Origin of the sequence: Snodgrassella alvi, from assembly GCF_002777425.1 — a bacterium.
In the GTDB taxonomy this organism is placed as follows: Bacteria; Pseudomonadota; Gammaproteobacteria; order Burkholderiales; family Neisseriaceae; genus Snodgrassella; species Snodgrassella alvi_B.
In genome coordinates this window covers 18770-35289 of sequence record NZ_MDVC01000056.1, presented here as the reverse complement: position 1 = coordinate 35289, position 16520 = coordinate 18770, and the positions used below count along the sequence as shown (strand labels likewise).

13 protein-coding genes are annotated in these 16520 nt (G+C 44.9%); 10 read left to right on the top strand and 3 right to left on the bottom strand.

Annotation, left to right across the window (positions count from 1 at the left end):
• Positions 1 to 227 precede the first annotated feature (227 nt).
• The gene (locus tag BGI33_RS05040; RefSeq protein ID WP_100090218.1) at positions 228 to 2777 is read left to right on the top strand and encodes an autotransporter outer membrane beta-barrel domain-containing protein; all 2550 of its coding nucleotides are present in this window, start codon (positions 228 to 230) and stop codon (positions 2775 to 2777) included.
• Between the two features lie 547 nt (positions 2778 to 3324).
• On the opposite strand, the gene thrB is transcribed toward BGI33_RS05040, so the two are convergent.
• Positions 3325 to 4245, bottom strand: coding sequence for a homoserine kinase (thrB, locus tag BGI33_RS05035; RefSeq protein ID WP_100090217.1), 921 nt, complete (start codon positions 4243 to 4245; stop codon positions 3325 to 3327).
• Positions 4246 to 4519: 274 nt separating this feature from the next.
• Between thrB and BGI33_RS05030 the strand changes: the two genes are divergently transcribed.
• Positions 4520 to 5908, top strand: a complete 1389-nt coding sequence (locus tag BGI33_RS05030; RefSeq protein ID WP_100090246.1) for an L-cystine transporter — start codon at positions 4520 to 4522, stop codon at positions 5906 to 5908.
• 213 nt (positions 5909 to 6121) lie between these two features.
• Here the strand turns inward: BGI33_RS05030 and asd are convergent, their stop codons facing one another.
• A complete protein-coding gene (gene asd, locus BGI33_RS05025) occupies positions 6122 to 7237 on the bottom strand; it encodes an aspartate-semialdehyde dehydrogenase (protein WP_100090216.1) in 1116 nt (371 codons plus the stop codon).
• Positions 7238 to 7476: 239 nt separating this feature from the next.
• Here asd and murJ point away from each other — a divergent pair, with 239 nt between their 5' ends.
• Positions 7477 to 9015 carry a murein biosynthesis integral membrane protein MurJ gene (gene murJ, locus BGI33_RS05020; RefSeq protein ID WP_100090215.1) on the top strand — a complete coding sequence of 513 codons (1539 nt, stop codon included), beginning with the start codon at positions 7477 to 7479 and terminating at the stop codon, positions 9013 to 9015.
• Between the two features lie 40 nt (positions 9016 to 9055).
• Here murJ and BGI33_RS05015 read toward each other — a convergent pair whose 3' ends face one another.
• Positions 9056 to 9364, bottom strand: a complete 309-nt coding sequence (locus tag BGI33_RS05015) for a chorismate mutase (RefSeq protein ID WP_100090214.1) — start codon at positions 9362 to 9364, stop codon at positions 9056 to 9058.
• Between the two features lie 427 nt (positions 9365 to 9791).
• Between BGI33_RS05015 and BGI33_RS05010 the strand changes: the two genes are divergently transcribed.
• From BGI33_RS05010 to nuoG, 7 genes are read left to right on the top strand one after another with little or no spacing between them, the layout of a single operon-like run.
• Complete coding sequence (locus BGI33_RS05010) at positions 9792 to 10148, top strand: NADH-quinone oxidoreductase subunit A (RefSeq protein WP_100090213.1); 357 nt, start codon at positions 9792 to 9794, stop codon at positions 10146 to 10148.
• Positions 10139 to 10618 (top strand): NuoB/complex I 20 kDa subunit family protein, encoded by a 480-nt coding sequence (locus tag BGI33_RS05005; protein ID WP_037407271.1) that lies wholly within the window; start codon positions 10139 to 10141, stop codon positions 10616 to 10618. Before BGI33_RS05010 ends, BGI33_RS05005 begins: the two co-directional genes overlap by 10 nt.
• Positions 10619 to 10631: 13 nt before the next feature.
• Complete coding sequence (locus BGI33_RS05000; RefSeq protein WP_100090245.1) at positions 10632 to 11219, top strand: NADH-quinone oxidoreductase subunit C; 588 nt, start codon at positions 10632 to 10634, stop codon at positions 11217 to 11219.
• Positions 11212 to 12465, top strand: coding sequence for an NADH-quinone oxidoreductase subunit D (locus tag BGI33_RS04995; RefSeq protein ID WP_100090212.1), 1254 nt, complete (start codon positions 11212 to 11214; stop codon positions 12463 to 12465). The genes BGI33_RS05000 and BGI33_RS04995 overlap by 8 nt, the downstream gene beginning before the upstream one ends.
• A complete protein-coding gene (nuoE, locus tag BGI33_RS04990; RefSeq protein WP_100090211.1) occupies positions 12465 to 12938 on the top strand; it encodes an NADH-quinone oxidoreductase subunit NuoE in 474 nt (157 codons plus the stop codon). Before BGI33_RS04995 ends, nuoE begins: the two co-directional genes overlap by 1 nt.
• The gene (gene nuoF, locus BGI33_RS04985) at positions 12938 to 14233 is read left to right on the top strand and encodes an NADH-quinone oxidoreductase subunit NuoF (RefSeq protein ID WP_100090210.1); all 1296 of its coding nucleotides are present in this window, start codon (positions 12938 to 12940) and stop codon (positions 14231 to 14233) included. The genes nuoE and nuoF overlap by 1 nt, the downstream gene beginning before the upstream one ends.
• Before the next feature lie 32 nt (positions 14234 to 14265).
• Positions 14266 to 16518 (top strand): NADH-quinone oxidoreductase subunit NuoG, encoded by a 2253-nt coding sequence (gene nuoG, locus BGI33_RS04980; RefSeq protein WP_100090209.1) that lies wholly within the window; start codon positions 14266 to 14268, stop codon positions 16516 to 16518.
• Positions 16519 to 16520 lie beyond the last annotated feature (2 nt).

The window sequence follows — 16520 nt, the reverse complement described above, 5'->3', positions numbered from 1 at the left end:
GTGGGCGATATTTAACAATAAATATTAATCAGTTAGCTAATACATAGGGGGTGGCGATGGCCGAGAAAAATATCAGCGTAAATCGAAAGATATTTTGCATAAAAATATTATAAATATAGGCATGTATTTGATTATATGATGTTTTTTAAGTTATTATTTTTACATAATTATAAGATTGATGTAAATTTTTTGAGAAATTTAATGGTATTTTGTTTTTGATTGATTCAATGAAAAAAGTAAATTCAGATATTTTATTATTTAAAATTTCAGTGGGAACGTTATCTATAATCCCTTTATTCGCTAATGCCACAATGACTATCGATGATTCTAATATAGGAAATTATACCAACACGGGTATTACGGCTAATGATGACAATGTTGAGATAAAAACCACTTCTGCTACGGCACCACACATTGATATGAATAGTCGCGGTATTGCGATTAGTGCAAAAAATGGCAAGGTGTTAACCATCGGTGAGACGGGTAGTACTGATAAATTTATTATTCGGAATAATGCAGCTGGTAATTATAATTCTGTTTATGGTTTGCATATAATATCAGCTAATGTTATTGCCAATAGTGAACTCGACGTAAGTTTGAAAGATGGTTCAGGTATTTATATTGCAAGTAAAGGAAGCGGTTTATTTCAAAAAAAGGTCTCTATAACTGGTATAGAAAATGGCCAGTTTATCGGTATTCGCACTTACAATAATTCGGCAGCATCCTCATCAACAGGTACATTTAATAAAGAAGTAAAAATTACTGCTTCTGGCCAAGATAGTTATGGTATTTATTCTCAAAGGAATAATAAGCCTAATGCGTTAGGTTCTAAATTAACTTTTAAGGATAAAGTTACTATTAAGATGTCTGGCAGTAATAACGCTCATGGTATTGTCTTTGACCAAATCCCATTTAAAAACGGCAATCCTGAGCCTGATGGTGGCAGCGTTATTTATTTAGAGAATGGGGTTAATCTTACCACTGATCATGGTACGTCAATTAGTATGCAGCAAGTAGATGGCAAATTAGAGATTAACAGTGGCTTGAATGAAAACCGGATAATTTCTGAGGACAATCAACATTATAATGCAATAGAAGCACTTGCTGGAAAGGTGGACATTGCTGGCAAATCTAATATCAAAGGTGATGTTTATTCATCTGCCAGCAAGTTAATTGAAGGTAGCGACGACATTACTAAAGGGGTCATTAATTTTAAGCTTGCTAATGGCTCAACGTTATTAACCTCTATGGAAAATAATGTGCTATCTAATTCAAAAGATAAAGGTGAGATTAATCTGGCCATTTCCGGTCATGATAGCCAGTGGAAAATGACCGACAGTTCAAGTATTGATTCATTAATCCTTGGCGATAATGCCAAAGTGAGTTTTGGTTATGCCTATGCGGCTCCTAGTTTGCCCGCCTCTCTTGATGGCACAAATGCAATGACATTGAGCTCTGGTTCTTTAGCGGGTAATGGTATTTTTGAAATGCGAACTGCAATTGGTAAAACTTTTGCGCATGACTTGCTTAAAATAACAGGATCGCAACAAGCAGCAGGTAATCATAAAATTGCCATTATTGATAATAAAACCGGTGTGGCCACAGTGACGGGTAATGAAAAACTCACACTGGTTGAAACAGAAGGCGGTGGGGCTAATTTTGGTTTGTCTGCGCCATCTTTTGATATTGGTGCCTATCAGTTTAATACGTTAACCAAAGTCAGTAATAATCGTGGTGCCGGCACTGAAGATTGGGTATTGTCAGGGTCTGCAGCTTCTAATGACAACGACAATAACAATACAAATGATAATGGCGGCCAAAACAAACCAGTTTCCCCAAAACCACAATTAACGCATACCGCGCAAAACGCAGCCAGTATTCTTAACTCAAATTATTTGATGAGCTATGTTGAAACACAGACGTTATTGCAACGAATTGGACAAATCCGCACAAATAATACATCTCATGGTGCAGCGTGGGGGCGTATCTATACAGGTAAATTAAGCTCGTTTAATGACGAACGTTTATCTGACTTCGACATGAATTACTATGGTTTGCAGTTTGGTATTGATCGAAAACTGGGTCACAATAACGAAGATATTTATTACGGTATTATGGGTGGTCTAAGTAAAGGCGATGTGAATCATAATGTTGGTGATGGCAATACTAAAAGTTATTCTGTAGCACTTTATGCCACCTTGCAAAGCCAAAACGGTTTTTATATGGATGGCTTAGTGAAGTATATGTATATGTCTAACAAATTCAATAGTCTAACTGGCGGGGGCTATAGTGTTAAAGGTCATGGTAATACTGAAGGCTTTTCAATTGGAACTGAAATTGGCAAACGTGTTCAGCTATCTTCAGCAAGACAAAATGCACAAGGATGGTATTTAGAGCCCCAAGCTCAGGTTACTTTTTCTCATCAGAATGGTGCCACAATTAATGCAACCAATGGTTTAACAACTAAATTAGGCAGTTATAATTCATTGATTGCACGCGCAAATATTATTCTAGGTTACACAATACAAAATAATGAAAATCCAGTAGATATTTATTTTAAAACCGGCTATTTGAAAGAATTTGGTGGTGAAACGTCTTACACATTTAATCATGCTGCAAGAGAGAAATATGATTTTGGTGGTAACTGGTGGGATAACGGTATTGGTATCAATATACAGTTAAATCAAAGGCATAATTTTTATGGTGACGTGGTTTATTCTCTGGGTAATAAGTTTGATCGAAAACAAGTAAATGTGGGATACCGTTTTGATTTTTAATCACAAATATTGTTTACTTGTTGTAAAGGGAACGATTTTTGGTAAAAGCTATTAGGAATGAAATTGAATTTTTAAATTTTTCTTTGGTTTCATGATTGTAGTGAGTGATAGTGAATTTTATCACTCATTTTTTCTTTAAAAATTTTGCCTTATTAAATTAAGCCACAAATAGCTGTTTATTGATATAAAACACCAGTGTGAAGTAGTGGCTGTGCTTATCGGCCTGCCTGTGATTAGTGATATAAATTAAGTTGTAAGAAATGGGAAACACTTTTGCAGTGCTTAAACTGAACATTGCTGGCGGACGCGCTAGGTTTATATTAAGAAATGGAATGATTAAATTAATTTGCTTGGCAATGAGGCAACTATTGCTTAATGACACCATTTTAAATGTACATTTAATGCTATTATCATTATGATAGTTAAATTTTTGCTTGCATTGGCATATGTTGATACAAATGTAGGTGGAAATTAAAACAGACTTGAACCGTCTCAATATATCCTACTGGTTGCTGAGGCAGTACACAGGCAATTTGAATTGCGCTTATTAAGTCCTTAGGCTCAGCAATAAATCGCGGAAAACGTTTGGATCCTTGATAAAGGTAATTTCTCCTACTTGCGGGAAATGATAATCAAGCAGGCGGGAAACCCAGAACCGGATGCAGGCTGCCCGCTGTGCAATCGGAAAGTAATCCCGTTCGGCAGCAGTTAGCGGTCGTATACTTTCATAGCCGTGCATAAATGCCTGTTGCAGGTTGTGGTCGAGATGGTTGTCTGCCCGCCGTGCCCAATCGTTAACGGCAATGGCCAAGTCATACATGAAGTTGCCGTTACATGCATAGTAGAAATCAATAAAGCCAGCTACCTGTTCGCCATCCAGTAACACATTATCGCGGAATAAATCGGCATGGATGATGCCGGCAGGTAAATCGGTACGCTCATTTTCATCAAAAAAAGCAATTTCTGCCTGTAACAGCCGCTCGTCTTCCGCATCCAGAAATGATGATAATCGGCTACTGGCTTCGTGCCACCAAGTGGTATAGCGCGGATTATTCATTGTTAACGGGAAATCGGTTCCGGCCAGATGCATTTTGGCCAGCATGGCACCGGTATTGAAACATTGCTGTTCGGAAGGACTACTGGTATCGCTACCAGACAGACAGGTCACCAGACAGGCGGGTTTGCCTACCAGTGTGCTGTCCAAGCGGCCGTCGATTCGTGCGATCGGAGCAGGGCAGGCCACACCATTGGCACTCAGATGTTGGGTTAAATCCAGAAAGTAGGGCAGTTCAGCCTGAGTCATGGCCTCAAATACCGTCAGTACATAACGCCCTTGTGTAGTGGTAACAAAATAATTGCTGTTGGTAATGCCCTGGGCGATACCTTGCAAACTAATAAGCCGACCCAAGTGATAATCGCGCAGAAAGCTGCGCATTTCATCATCGCTAACGCTGGTATAGACAGACATGGACGTGACCAATCAAACAAGTTATAGACGGTATAGAAATCTGAAACAGGATATTTGTTCTGTGTCACCAGAACAAGTGCATGATAACAAAAAAATGTTGTTATCAGGCAGATGTATTGAGCTAAATTATGTTACTTAATATTTAGTTTGCATATAACAAAAAAGCATAAGTGAATGCATAAGGGCTATTTCACAAGCTGGCGGCTTTTGCGTATCCTTGACTGGCACTATGTATCAAATGCTGGCCGATGTGCTGCTGGCGCAGGAGTATAAAATGAATTTATCTTTGCTCGCGAACACAGTTGTGTTCGCGTTGTTGTTATGGGTGCTGAGCCGTACGCATGCCACTGAGTGGAGTTTATCCAGAAAAGTATTACTGGGTATGATTCTGGGTATTGTATTTGGTTTGGGGCTGCAATTCGTTTACGGCACATCCAGTCCGGTGATTGATACTTCTGTACAGTGGTTTGATGTTGTTGGTAATGGCTATGTACGGCTGTTACAGATGGTAGTAATGCCGCTGGTGTTTGTTTCAATTCTCAGTGCTGTGGCTCGGCTACATAATGCAACCCAGCTAGGCAAGATCAGTCTGATGACGATAGGGGTATTACTGTTTACTACGGCTATTGCTGCGCTGATTGGTACGCTGCTGACCAGTCTGTTTGGACTGACTGCCAGCGGGCTGATTCAGGGCGAGGCTGAAACAGCGCGCTTCAATGCAATTCAGACGAATTATGTGGGCAAGGTGGCCGATTTATCGGTACCACAATTGTTGCTGTCATTTATCCCGAAGAATCCTTTTGCTGATTTAACCGGAGCCAATCCAACTTCTATTATTAGTGTGGTGATTTTTGCTGCTTTTCTGGGTATGGCAGCTTTGAAGTTGCTAAAGGATGATGCACCTAAGGGTAAACGAGTGTTGTTGGCGATTGATACGTTACAAAGTTGGGTGATGAAGCTGGTGCGGGTAGTGATGCTGTTAACACCTTATGGTGTACTGGCTTTAATGACCAAAGTAGTAGCAGCTTCTAATATGCAGGATATTGTCAAGCTGGGTGGTTTTGTACTGGTATCGTATCTGGCGCTGGCACTGATGTTTGTAGTGCATGGTCTGTTGCTGGGGATATTTGGTATCAATCCGGGTAAATATTTTCAGAAAGTATGGCCGGTACTGACCTTTGCCTTTACCAGTCGTTCCAGTGCAGCTTCTATCCCACTTAATGTTGAGGCGCAGACGCAGCGTTTAGGTGTGCCAAAATCTATTGCCGGTTTTGCTGCTTCCTTTGGTGCGACCATTGGTCAGAATGGCTGTGCCGGTCTGTATCCGGCTATGCTGGCAACTATGATTGCGCCGACTGTGGGTATTAATCCTCTGGATCCATGGTGGATTGTGACACTGGTGGGGATGGTAACCATTAGCTCTGTAGGTGTGGCTGGTGTCGGTGGTGGTGCTACATTTGCTGCGCTGATTGTACTACCGGCAATGGGCTTGCCAATTACTCTGGTAGCTTTGCTGATTTCCGTGGAACCATTGATTGATATGGGGCGTACGGCATTGAATGTCAGCGGTGCCATGACTGCGGGTACTTTAACCAGCCAGTGGCTGCATCAAACTGATAAAGCAATACTCAATAGCAAAGAACATAGTGAGCTGGTGCAGTAACCGTTTTGTGTTAAAGTAGAAACTGCCATAGTTTGCAGCCAGTCTGAAACAGTAGACTGGCTGATTTTTTTGGACAGAGTGCTGGGATAACCTGAGCTGATTGCAGTTATGGCACAGACAGTAAAACAGGACAGTTAAATGCCAAGCTGTCCTGTTGCAATCAAAAGTGATTGAGGCTGGGCTTCGGCCGTATTGGCTTCGCCCAGTTGATGGTTATCTGCTTTGCAAAACAATCTGCAACATGCGGCGGATGGGTTCAGCAGCACCCCATAAAAGCTGGTCACCTACGGTAAAGGCACTGATGTATTCGCCACCCATACCCATCTTGCGGATACGGCCTACTGGTACAGTTAATGTGCCTGTTACTGCCGCTGGTGTGAGCTCGTGCATGGAGGCAGTTTTTTCATTAGGCACCACTTTTACCCAGTCATTGGCGGCCGCCAGAATTTTTTCAATTTCAGCGACTGATAAATCCTGTTTCAGTTTCACGGTCAATGCCTGACTGTGGCAACGCATTGCCCCCACGCGCACGCACAATCCATCAATAACAATCGGGTGTGCACTGCGGCCTAAAATCTTATTGGTTTCTACCGCACCTTTCCACTCTTCCTTGGACTGGCCATTACCCAGATCAGCATCAATCCATGGAATCAGGCTACCCGCCAGTGGGACGCCAAACTGTGCCTGTGGATAGGCATCGCTGCGCAAAAAGTCAGCTACCTTGCGGTCGATGGCCAGAATGGCACTGGCCGGGTTAGACAATTCAGTGCTGACCTGTGCTTCAATCGCACCCATGGCACTAATCAGCTCGCGCATATTTTGTGCGCCCGCACCGGATGCTGCCTGATAAGTCATGCTGGTGGCCCATTCCACTAAATCCTGCTCAAACAAGCCGCCCAGCGCCATCAGCATCAGTGATACGGTACAGTTGCCGCCAACAAAATCCCTGATTCCATTTGCCAGTGCTGCATCGATAACCGGACGGTTTACCGGGTCGAGGACGATGACTGCTTTATCGCTCATGCGCAGGGTGGATGCGGCGTCAATCCAGTAACCTTGCCAGCCCTGTTCACGTAAAGGCTGGTGTACTGCTTTGGTGTAGTCGCCACCCTGACAGGTAACAATAATATCCATTTTTGCCAGAGCATCCAGATTATGCGCATCCAGCAGAGTTTTTGCTGTCTGACCAAAATCCGGTGCTGCTGCACCGGCTGCCGATGTCGTGAAAAAATACGCATCTGCAATGCTTTGAAAATCATTTTCTTCCTGCATGCGCTGCATTAATACCGAACCCACCATACCGCGCCAGCCAACAAAACCTACTTTCACAGGGTGCTCCTTAAATCATTTTAATTTAATCAAAATCTCTGCTTCCAGAAATACATCCAGTCTTTTAACCATAATCAGAACCATTTGTAAACTGTTAATTATTGTCTGGATACATTCCTGGTCGCACAGCATATATTTTGCCGGGCTAATAAAGTGATTTAACGTGGTTAGTCCACTGTATAGAATCGGCTCACATTCCAGTGTACACTTTCGCCTTTGTTTTTCAATTGGCGTTACCGATGAATTTACTGCGTACTTTGGCTAAAGTCAGCAGCATGACAATGTTGTCACGTGTGTTGGGTTTCATTCGCGACACCATCATTGCCCGCAGCTTTGGTGCAGGTATGGCTACTGATGCTTTTTTTGTGGCATTTAAACTGCCAAATCTGCTGCGGCGTATTTTTGCGGAAGGTGCGTTTTCACAGGCTTTTGTGCCGATACTGGCAGAATATCGGGAAACACGTTCACCAGAGGCTACCCGGGCATTTGTACAGCACGTGGCCGGCCTGCTTTCATTTGTACTGATTATTGTTACTGCCATTGGTATTCTGGCAGCGCCGGTAGTGATTTATATTTCTGCACCCGGTTTTCAGCAGGATGCAGATAAATTTTCTCTATCAGTGCAGCTATTACGTATTACTTTTCCCTATATTTTTCTGATTTCGCTATCTTCACTGGTTGGCAGCGTACTCAATACCTATCATCAGTTTATTGTTCCAGCTTTTACACCTACCTTTCTGAATATCTCTTTTATTCTGTTTGCCTTATGGCTGGCGCCTTATTTTCATCCGCCTATTCTGGCTCTGGCATGGGCAGTATTCGTAGGTGGGTTGTTGCAGTTGCTGTATCAGCTACCTTATTTATTCCGGCTGGGTTTTCTTACCATGCCCAAGCTAAAATTTAAGGACAAGGCCGTTAATCGGGTATTAAAGCAAATGGCACCGGCCATTTTAGGTGTTTCAGTGGCTCAGATATCTCTGGTAATTAACACCATTTTTGCTTCCTATCTGCAATCAGGTTCAGTATCGTGGATGTATTATGCTGACCGGCTGATGGAATTGCCGACAGGTGTACTCGGCGTAGCTCTGGGCACCATTCTTTTGCCTACTCTGTCCAAACACTCGGCTACCAATGATATTGCCAGTTTTTCTGCCTTGCTGGACTGGGGTTTGCGTTTGTGCATGCTGCTTACCTTGCCTGCGGCCGTGGGCATGGCCGTATTATCATTTCCGCTGGTCGCCACTTTGTTTATGTACCGGCAATTCAATGAATATGATGCACTGATGACGCAAGGCGCACTGGTGGCTTATTCTGTGGGACTGATTGGCCTGATTCTGATTAAAGTACTCGCTCCGGGCTTTTATGCCCGCCAGAACATCAAAACACCAGTAAAAATCGCTATTTTTACTTTATGCATGACGCAGCTGATGAACCTGCTGTTTGTCTGGAAACTACATCATGTCGGCCTGGCTCTGGCCATCAGTTTGGGTGCCTGTATTAATGCGGCACTGCTGTTTACCTTGTTACGGCGGCAGAAACTGTATACACCCAGTCCGGGCTGGGGGCGTTTTCTGGTGCGTCTGATTCTGGCTCTGATTATTATGGGTACTGGCCTATGGGTATTACAGCAATGTCTACCGTTCAACTGGCATAGTAATGGCTTGGCAAAAGTTGGCCAGTTAAGTGCTTTGATTATTGCCGGTATTGTTCTTTACTTTGGTGCTTTGTTTGCATTGGGATTCCGTATACGTGATTTTCGGCGCGCTGAAGCAGAATAGGCGTGCAAGAGATTGGCTGAGTGGAAGTAAATAATTTTAATTATTTGCGTTCAAACTCTTTTAATTCTTCGGCAATAAAATATTTAACCAAATCGGCGTATAATGTTTTAATTACTTCTCCATTCAACCCCAACTCATCAGCCCACTGTTTGCGCTTTTCCAGCATGCTGTTAAAACGCTCTGTGGCCTGAACATCTGTAGTATTTTTTTTGAATTTACTGGCTGTCTTTACATAGTTAAAACGGACAGAAAGTAACTGAATCACAGTATAATCAATATGATCTATTTCTCTTCGAATGTCGCTTATATCGTGACACTCAGCAGGCGAGTGAACTGGATGGTATTGCATTTTTGATACCTTTTTGTTTTCAAGTGGTTACATTATATTGCTGTTAATAAATATTTTTTGTTAAAATTTGTAATATTAACAAACGCTATTTTATGACTAATAAAGTTTATGAAAGTTAACTTGATAAGCAAGCTTTGTTATTTCATTTATTTAATATGCATTTTATAAAGTGATATATAGCTTTGAAAATTGTAACCGGCAGGAATTAATAGAAAAATTTTATGACGTGTTTTTATTATTTTACCTGAGGAGAAAAAAGAGAAATCAAAAGTAATATTTTAAATAATGCTAATGATAATTATTATCAATATCTTATTGAAAATATTATTTTTTTATTACTGATTAATGTAATACGCGCTTTTAATAACGTTCGAAATTAGTTACAATACATCAATTTTACCAATATTTGCATAAGGTCGGCGCAATTATGCTGGCGAATTATTTCCCCATCTTAATATTCGTACTGGTTGGCTTTGCCGCCGGTGTTCTGTTTATTTCTCTTGGCCTGTTACTCGGACCGAATCGTCCATACAAAATGAAACAGGAGCCGTTTGAGTGCGGTTTCGAAGCTTTTGAAAATGCACGCATGAAATTCGACGTGCGTTACTATCTGGTAGCCATTTTATTCATCCTGTTTGACCTTGAGGTAGCTTTCATGGTGCCTTGGGCTGTTGTGTTCAAAGAACTGGGCGCATACGGTTTCTGGTCAATGATGGTGTTTTTGTTGATTCTGGTTATCGGCTTTGTTTATGAATGGAAAAAAGGCGCTCTGGAATGGGAATAGAAGGCGTTTTAAAAAAAGGATTTGTCACAACTACTGCCGATACCGTACTTAATTATGTGCGTACCGGTTCATTGTGGCCAGCTACTTTCGGTCTGGCTTGCTGTGCCGTAGAGATGATGCAGGCCGGTGCTGCCCGCTATGACCTTGACCGTTTTGGTATTATTTTTCGCCCGTCACCACGCCAGTCTGACCTGATGATTGTGGCCGGTACCCTGTGCAACAAAATGGCTCCCGCATTGCGCCGTGTTTACGACCAGATGGCCGAGCCGCGCTGGGTATTGTCTATGGGCTCCTGTGCCAATGGTGGCGGCTATTACCATTACTCCTATTCTGTGGTGCGTGGCTGCGACCGCATTGTGCCGGTTGATGTCTATGTACCCGGCTGTCCGCCCACCGCAGAGGCACTGGTTTACGGCCTGTTGCAGTTGCAGCTGAAAATTAAACGTACCGCCACGATTGCGCGTGTATGAAAGTGAGGAAAATATGGCAGATATAGCAACACTGAAAGCCGTGTGTGAAACCACTTTCGGCGCTGAGATACGTTACTGTCTTGACCGTGGTGAACTAACACTGGATTGTGATGCGGCTGATTATCATCAGCTTATGCAAACCCTGCGTGACCATGATGAACTGAAATTTGAAACGCTGATTGACCTGTGTGGTGTTGATTACCAGAGCTACAAAGATGAACCGTGGCAAGGTAAGCGCTTTGCCGTTGTCAGCCATCTGTTGTCTGTAACCAATAACTGGCGTGTCCGTGTCCGTGTCTGGGCTGAAGCCGAAGACTTTCCCACCGTCGATTCTGTAGTCGATATCTATAACGGAGCCAACTGGTATGAACGTGAAGCGTTTGACATGTTTGGCATTCTGTTTAACAACCATCCCGACCTGCGTCGTATTCTTACTGACTACGGCTTTGTTGGTCATCCGTTTCGCAAAGATTTTCCCGTTTCCGGCTATGTTGAAATGCGCTATGACGAGGCCGAAGGCCGCGTTATTTATCAGCCGGTAACGATTGAACCGCGTGAAATTACCCCGCGCGTGGTGAGAGAGGAGCAGTACGGTGTCTAAGTTACGCAATTACACCATTAACTTCGGGCCGCAGCATCCGGCTGCACATGGCGTATTGCGCCTGATTCTGGAAATGGATGGTGAAAACATCGTTCGTGCTGACCCGCATATCGGCCTGTTACATCGTGGTACGGAAAAATTGGCGGAAACACGGACTTATTTGCAGGCATTGCCGTATATGGATCGTCTGGATTATGTATCCATGATGTGTAATGAACAGGCTTACTGCCTGTCGGTTGAACGCCTGCTTAATATCGAAGTACCCATTCGTGCCCAGTATATCCGCGTGATGTTTGCTGAGATTACCCGAATTCTTAATCATTTGATGGGTATAGGTTCGCATGCACTGGATATCGGTGCCATGACGGTATTTCTTTACGCATTCCGCGAGCGTGAAGACCTGATGGATATCTACGAGGCGGTGTCAGGTGCACGCATGCATGCTGCCTATTTCCGTCCCGGTGGTGTATACCGAGACTTGCCGGATTTCATGCCGAAATATGAATCCAGCAAATACCGCAATGCCAAAGTGCTGCAAAAACTCAATGCCAGCCGTGAAGGCACACTGTTGGACTTTATTGAAGACTTTACCAACCGTTTCCCTGCCTGTGTGGATGAATATGAAAATCTGCTCACCGACAATCGTATCTGGAAACAGCGTACTGTTGGTATAGGCGTGGTTTCACCAGAACGCGCCCTGCAAAAAGGTTTTACCGGCGTCATGCTGCGTGGTTCCGGTATTGAATGGGATATACGCAAAAAACAGCCTTACGATGCCTATGCTAATGTAGATTTTGATATACCGGTGGGTCTCAATGGCGACTGTTATGACCGTTATCTGTGCCGTATTCATGAGATGCGTCAGGCCAATCGCATTATCCGCCAGTGTGTGGACTGGTTGAAAGCCAACCCAGGCCCGGTGATTATTGACGACCATACCGTGGCACCGCCACCCCGTACCGCCATGAAAGACGGGATGGAAGAACTGATTCACCACTTCAAACTGTTTACTGAAGGTATGCATGTGCCAGAAGGTGAAGTTTATGTGCCTACTGAACATCCTAAAGGTGAATTTGGTGTCTATCTGATTTCCGATGGTGCCAATAAACCTTACCGGATGAAAATCCGTGCTCCGGGTTTTGCCCATTTGCAGGGCATGGACGAAATGGCGCGCGGCCACATGCTGGCGGATGTGGTTGCCATTATTGGTACACAGGATATTGTATTCGGGGAGGTGGATAGATAATGTTGTCCGCTGATAGCTTAAAACAGATTGATACAGAACTGGCAAAATACCCGGCCGACCAGCGCCGCAGTGCCATTATGTCTGCCTTGCGAATTGCGCAGACGGAGCTGGGCTGGTTGCAGCCTGAAACTATTGAAGAGGTAGCTGATTATATTGGCATTCCACCAGCGCAGGCGTTGGAAGTGGCTACTTTTTATAATATGTACAACCTCAAGCCAGTTGGTAAATACAAACTAACCGTATGTACCAATCTGCCCTGTGCCCTGCGTGGTGGCGTGAATGCTGGTGAGTATCTGCAAAAACGTCTCGGTATCCGCTATGGTGAAACTACTGCTGATGGTAAATACACCTTGGTAGAAGGCGAGTGCATGGGTGCCTGTGGCGATGCGCCGGTGATGTTAGTGAATAATCATAAAATGTGTAGCTTTATGAGCGAAGAGGCCATTGAAGCGAAACTGGCGGAGTTGAACTGATGGCAATGTACCAGAATGGCGTGATTTTCGATCAGGTTGATACTTCTGACCCCAATTGCTGGACGCTGGAAGCTTATATAGCACGTGGTGGCTATCAGGCATTGAAAAAAATCATCAATGAAAAAATGCCACCAGATGATGTTATTGCCGAGCTTAAAACTTCAGGCCTGCGTGGTCGCGGTGGTGCCGGCTTTCCCACCGGGCTGAAATGGAGCTTTATGCCGCGTTCATTTCCGGGCACCAAATATGTTGTCTGCAATACCGATGAAGGTGAGCCGGGCACATTCAAGGATCGCGATATCATTGATTACAATCCGCATGCGCTGATTGAAGGCATGATTATCGGTGGCTATGCCATGGGTGCGGCTGCTGGCTATAACTATATTCATGGTGAAATCTTTGAAAGCTATCTGCGTTTTGAAGCTGCTCTGCAACAAGCACGTGCAGCTGGCTTTCTGGGACAGAATATTCTGGGTAGCGATTTCAGTTTTGAGCTGCATGCCCATCATGGCTATGGTGCTTATATCTGTGGCGAAGAAACTGCGCTGCTGGAATCTCTTGAAGGCAAGAAAGGCCAGCCACGCTTCAAACCACCTTTTCCGGCTTCATATGGTTTATACGGCAAGCCTACCACTGTCAATAACACCGAAACCTTTTCCTCAGTGCCGTTCATTATTCGTGATGGCGGCCAGCAATTTGCCGATAAGGGTATTCCCAATAATGGCGGAACCAAACTCTTTTCCGTATCCGGCCATGTCGAGCGTCCGGGTAACTACGAAGTTCCGTTAGGTACACCGTTCAAAGATTTGCTGGAAATGTGCGGTGGCATGCGTAATGGCAAAAAACTCAAAGCGGTGATTCCGGGTGGTTCTTCTGCACCGGTATTGCCGGCTGACATCATGATGGAACTGACCATGGATTATGATGCCATTGCCAAGGCTGGCTCGATGCTGGGTTCTGGTGCGGTAATCGTAATGGATGAAGATGTCTGCATGGTAAAAGCGCTGGAGCGGCTGAGCTATTTCTATTTTGAAGAATCATGCGGCCAATGTACGCCCTGCCGTGAAGGAACTGGCTGGCTGTATCGCATTATTCACCGTATTGCCTCTGGTAAAGGTCGGCCGGAGGATCTGGATTTGCTGGAATCGATTGGCAGCAATATGTCTGGACGCACCATCTGTGCATTGGCAGACGCTGCCGTGATGCCGATACAGGGCTTTATGAAGCATTTCCGTTCCGAGTTTGAGCACTATATCGAACACGGCAAACCCATGAAAGAACATCGCTGGTGCTAAGGCACTATCTGCTTAATTAGGATTGCGAACCTATGTTACAAATTCAAATTGACGGTAAACAACTCTCTGTCGAGCAGGGTAGTACGGTGATGGAAGCCGCCCATCAGGCCGGTACCTTTATTCCGCATTTTTGCTATCACAAAAAATTGTCTATCGCCGCTAACTGTCGCATGTGTCTGGTTGAGGTGGAAAAATCACGCAAACCGTTACCTGCCTGTGCTACACCGGTTACCGATGGCATGGTAGTTAAAACCGGCTCCGCTCTGACTAAAGATGCCCAGAAAGGGGTAATGGAGTTTTTACTGATTAACCACCCGCTGGATTGTCCGATCTGTGATCAGGGCGGTGAATGTCTGTTGCAGGATTTGTCAATGGGCTATGGTAAAAGCGCCAGCCGTTATACCGAAGCCAAACATGCTGTAGTCGGCAAGGAAATGGGGCCACTGGTGTCTGCTGCGGAAATGAGCCGCTGTATACACTGTACCCGCTGTATTCGCTTTACCGAAGAAATTGCCGGCAAACAGGAATTGGCAATGAAAAATCGTGGCGAAAATTCCGAAATTACCCCATTTGCCGGTAAAACACTGGAAACTGAGCTATCTGGTAATGTAATTGATTTGTGTCCGGTTGGTGCCTTAACCAGCAAACCATTTCGCTATGACAGTCGTTCATGGGAGCTAAGCCGGCGTAAATCCATATCCGCTCATGATGCCTTGGGCAGCAATCTGATTGTTCAGACTAAAGACCATACCGTGCGTCGTGTGCTGCCACTAGAAAATGAAGCCATCAATGAATGCTGGCTTAGTGACCGCGACCGTTTTGCCTATGCAGGGCTGTATCAGCAGCGCTTAACTCAGCCACAAATCAAACAGGATAACCAGTGGCATACTGTCGACTGGCAAACCGCACTGGATTATGTGGCCAAAGGCTTGCATGGTGTTAGCCATGACTTCGGTGCCGATGGGGTTGGTATATGGGTTAATCCGGCCAATACTATTGAAGAAATGCATCTGGCGCGTAAACTGGCTGATGGTCTTGGTGTCACTGCTGTAGACAGCCGCCTGCGTTCGCAGGATGGCCGTTTGGCTGCCGCTGCTGAAGGCGCCCAATGGCTGGGGCAGAGCATCGAACAACTGGCAGCAAACGAAGTGATTCTAGTAGTCGGTGCACGTTTGCGGCAGGAACAGCCACTACTCACAGCCCGTATTCGTCAGGCGGCCAAAAACGGTACCAAAGTAGCTATTCTGGCCGCTGCTGATGAAGAACTGTTTATGCCTTTGCTGGCACAAGTGAGCCTGCATCCGTATCAGTGGATTGACTGGCTGAGTGATGCACTTAACAGCGAAGTAGGGCAGGCGTTATTACAGGCGCAAAAAGCCAGCATTATTCTCGGTGCTGATGTACTGAACCATCCGGATGCCGCTGCTGTTTATGCTGCGGCACAGGACTTGGCTGTGGCTACCGATAGCATTCTCGGGGTATTGCCACAGGCTGCTAATAGTATTGGTGCCGAAGTGCTTGGTGTGGCTGCCAGAAAAGCTGAACACACCATTGCTGCACAGATTGCGCAGCCAAAACAGGCAGTGATGTTGCTTAATGTCGAGCCAGATATGGATGTCGCCAATGGTGCTGCGGCTCTTGCCGCGCTAAAACAGGCGCAGACAGTGATGGCATTCAGCGCGTACGACAGTGAAGTATTGCGTGAAGTGGCCGATGTCATGCTGCCAATTACCCCGTTTACCGAAACATCCGGCAGCTTTATCAGCATGGAAGGTCGTTTGCAGTCCTTCCATGGCGTGGTACGAGCCTATGGTGAAGCAAGACCATTATGGAAAGTATTGCGTGTACTGGGCAACGTGCTTGAACTGCCGGGTTTTGAATATGAAAACACCCAGCAAATTCTGACTGATGCACTTGCCAAAGATCAGTTACCGGCCTTATTGAATAACCATATTCAACCGGTTGCTAGCACTGATCCGGATATCAGTCTGGTACGTGTTGGCGGAGTGAGTCTGTATGCTACTGATGGCATTGTGCGTCGTTCTGCACCCTTGCAAAACACGGTACATGCCGTAGTGCCCATCGCGCGGATTCATAGTGCTACGCTGAATGCACTGGGGCTGGCTGATGGTGATGCTGCACTGGCCAAACAGGGAAATAGTACCGTGGCCGTTACCGTGGCTGCTGACGACACCCTGCCGGAAAACGTACTGTTGTTGCCGTTACATCAGAGTAACTGGCAATTGGGTGCTTTATTGACCACTGTTGAATTGAGTAAAGGATAATC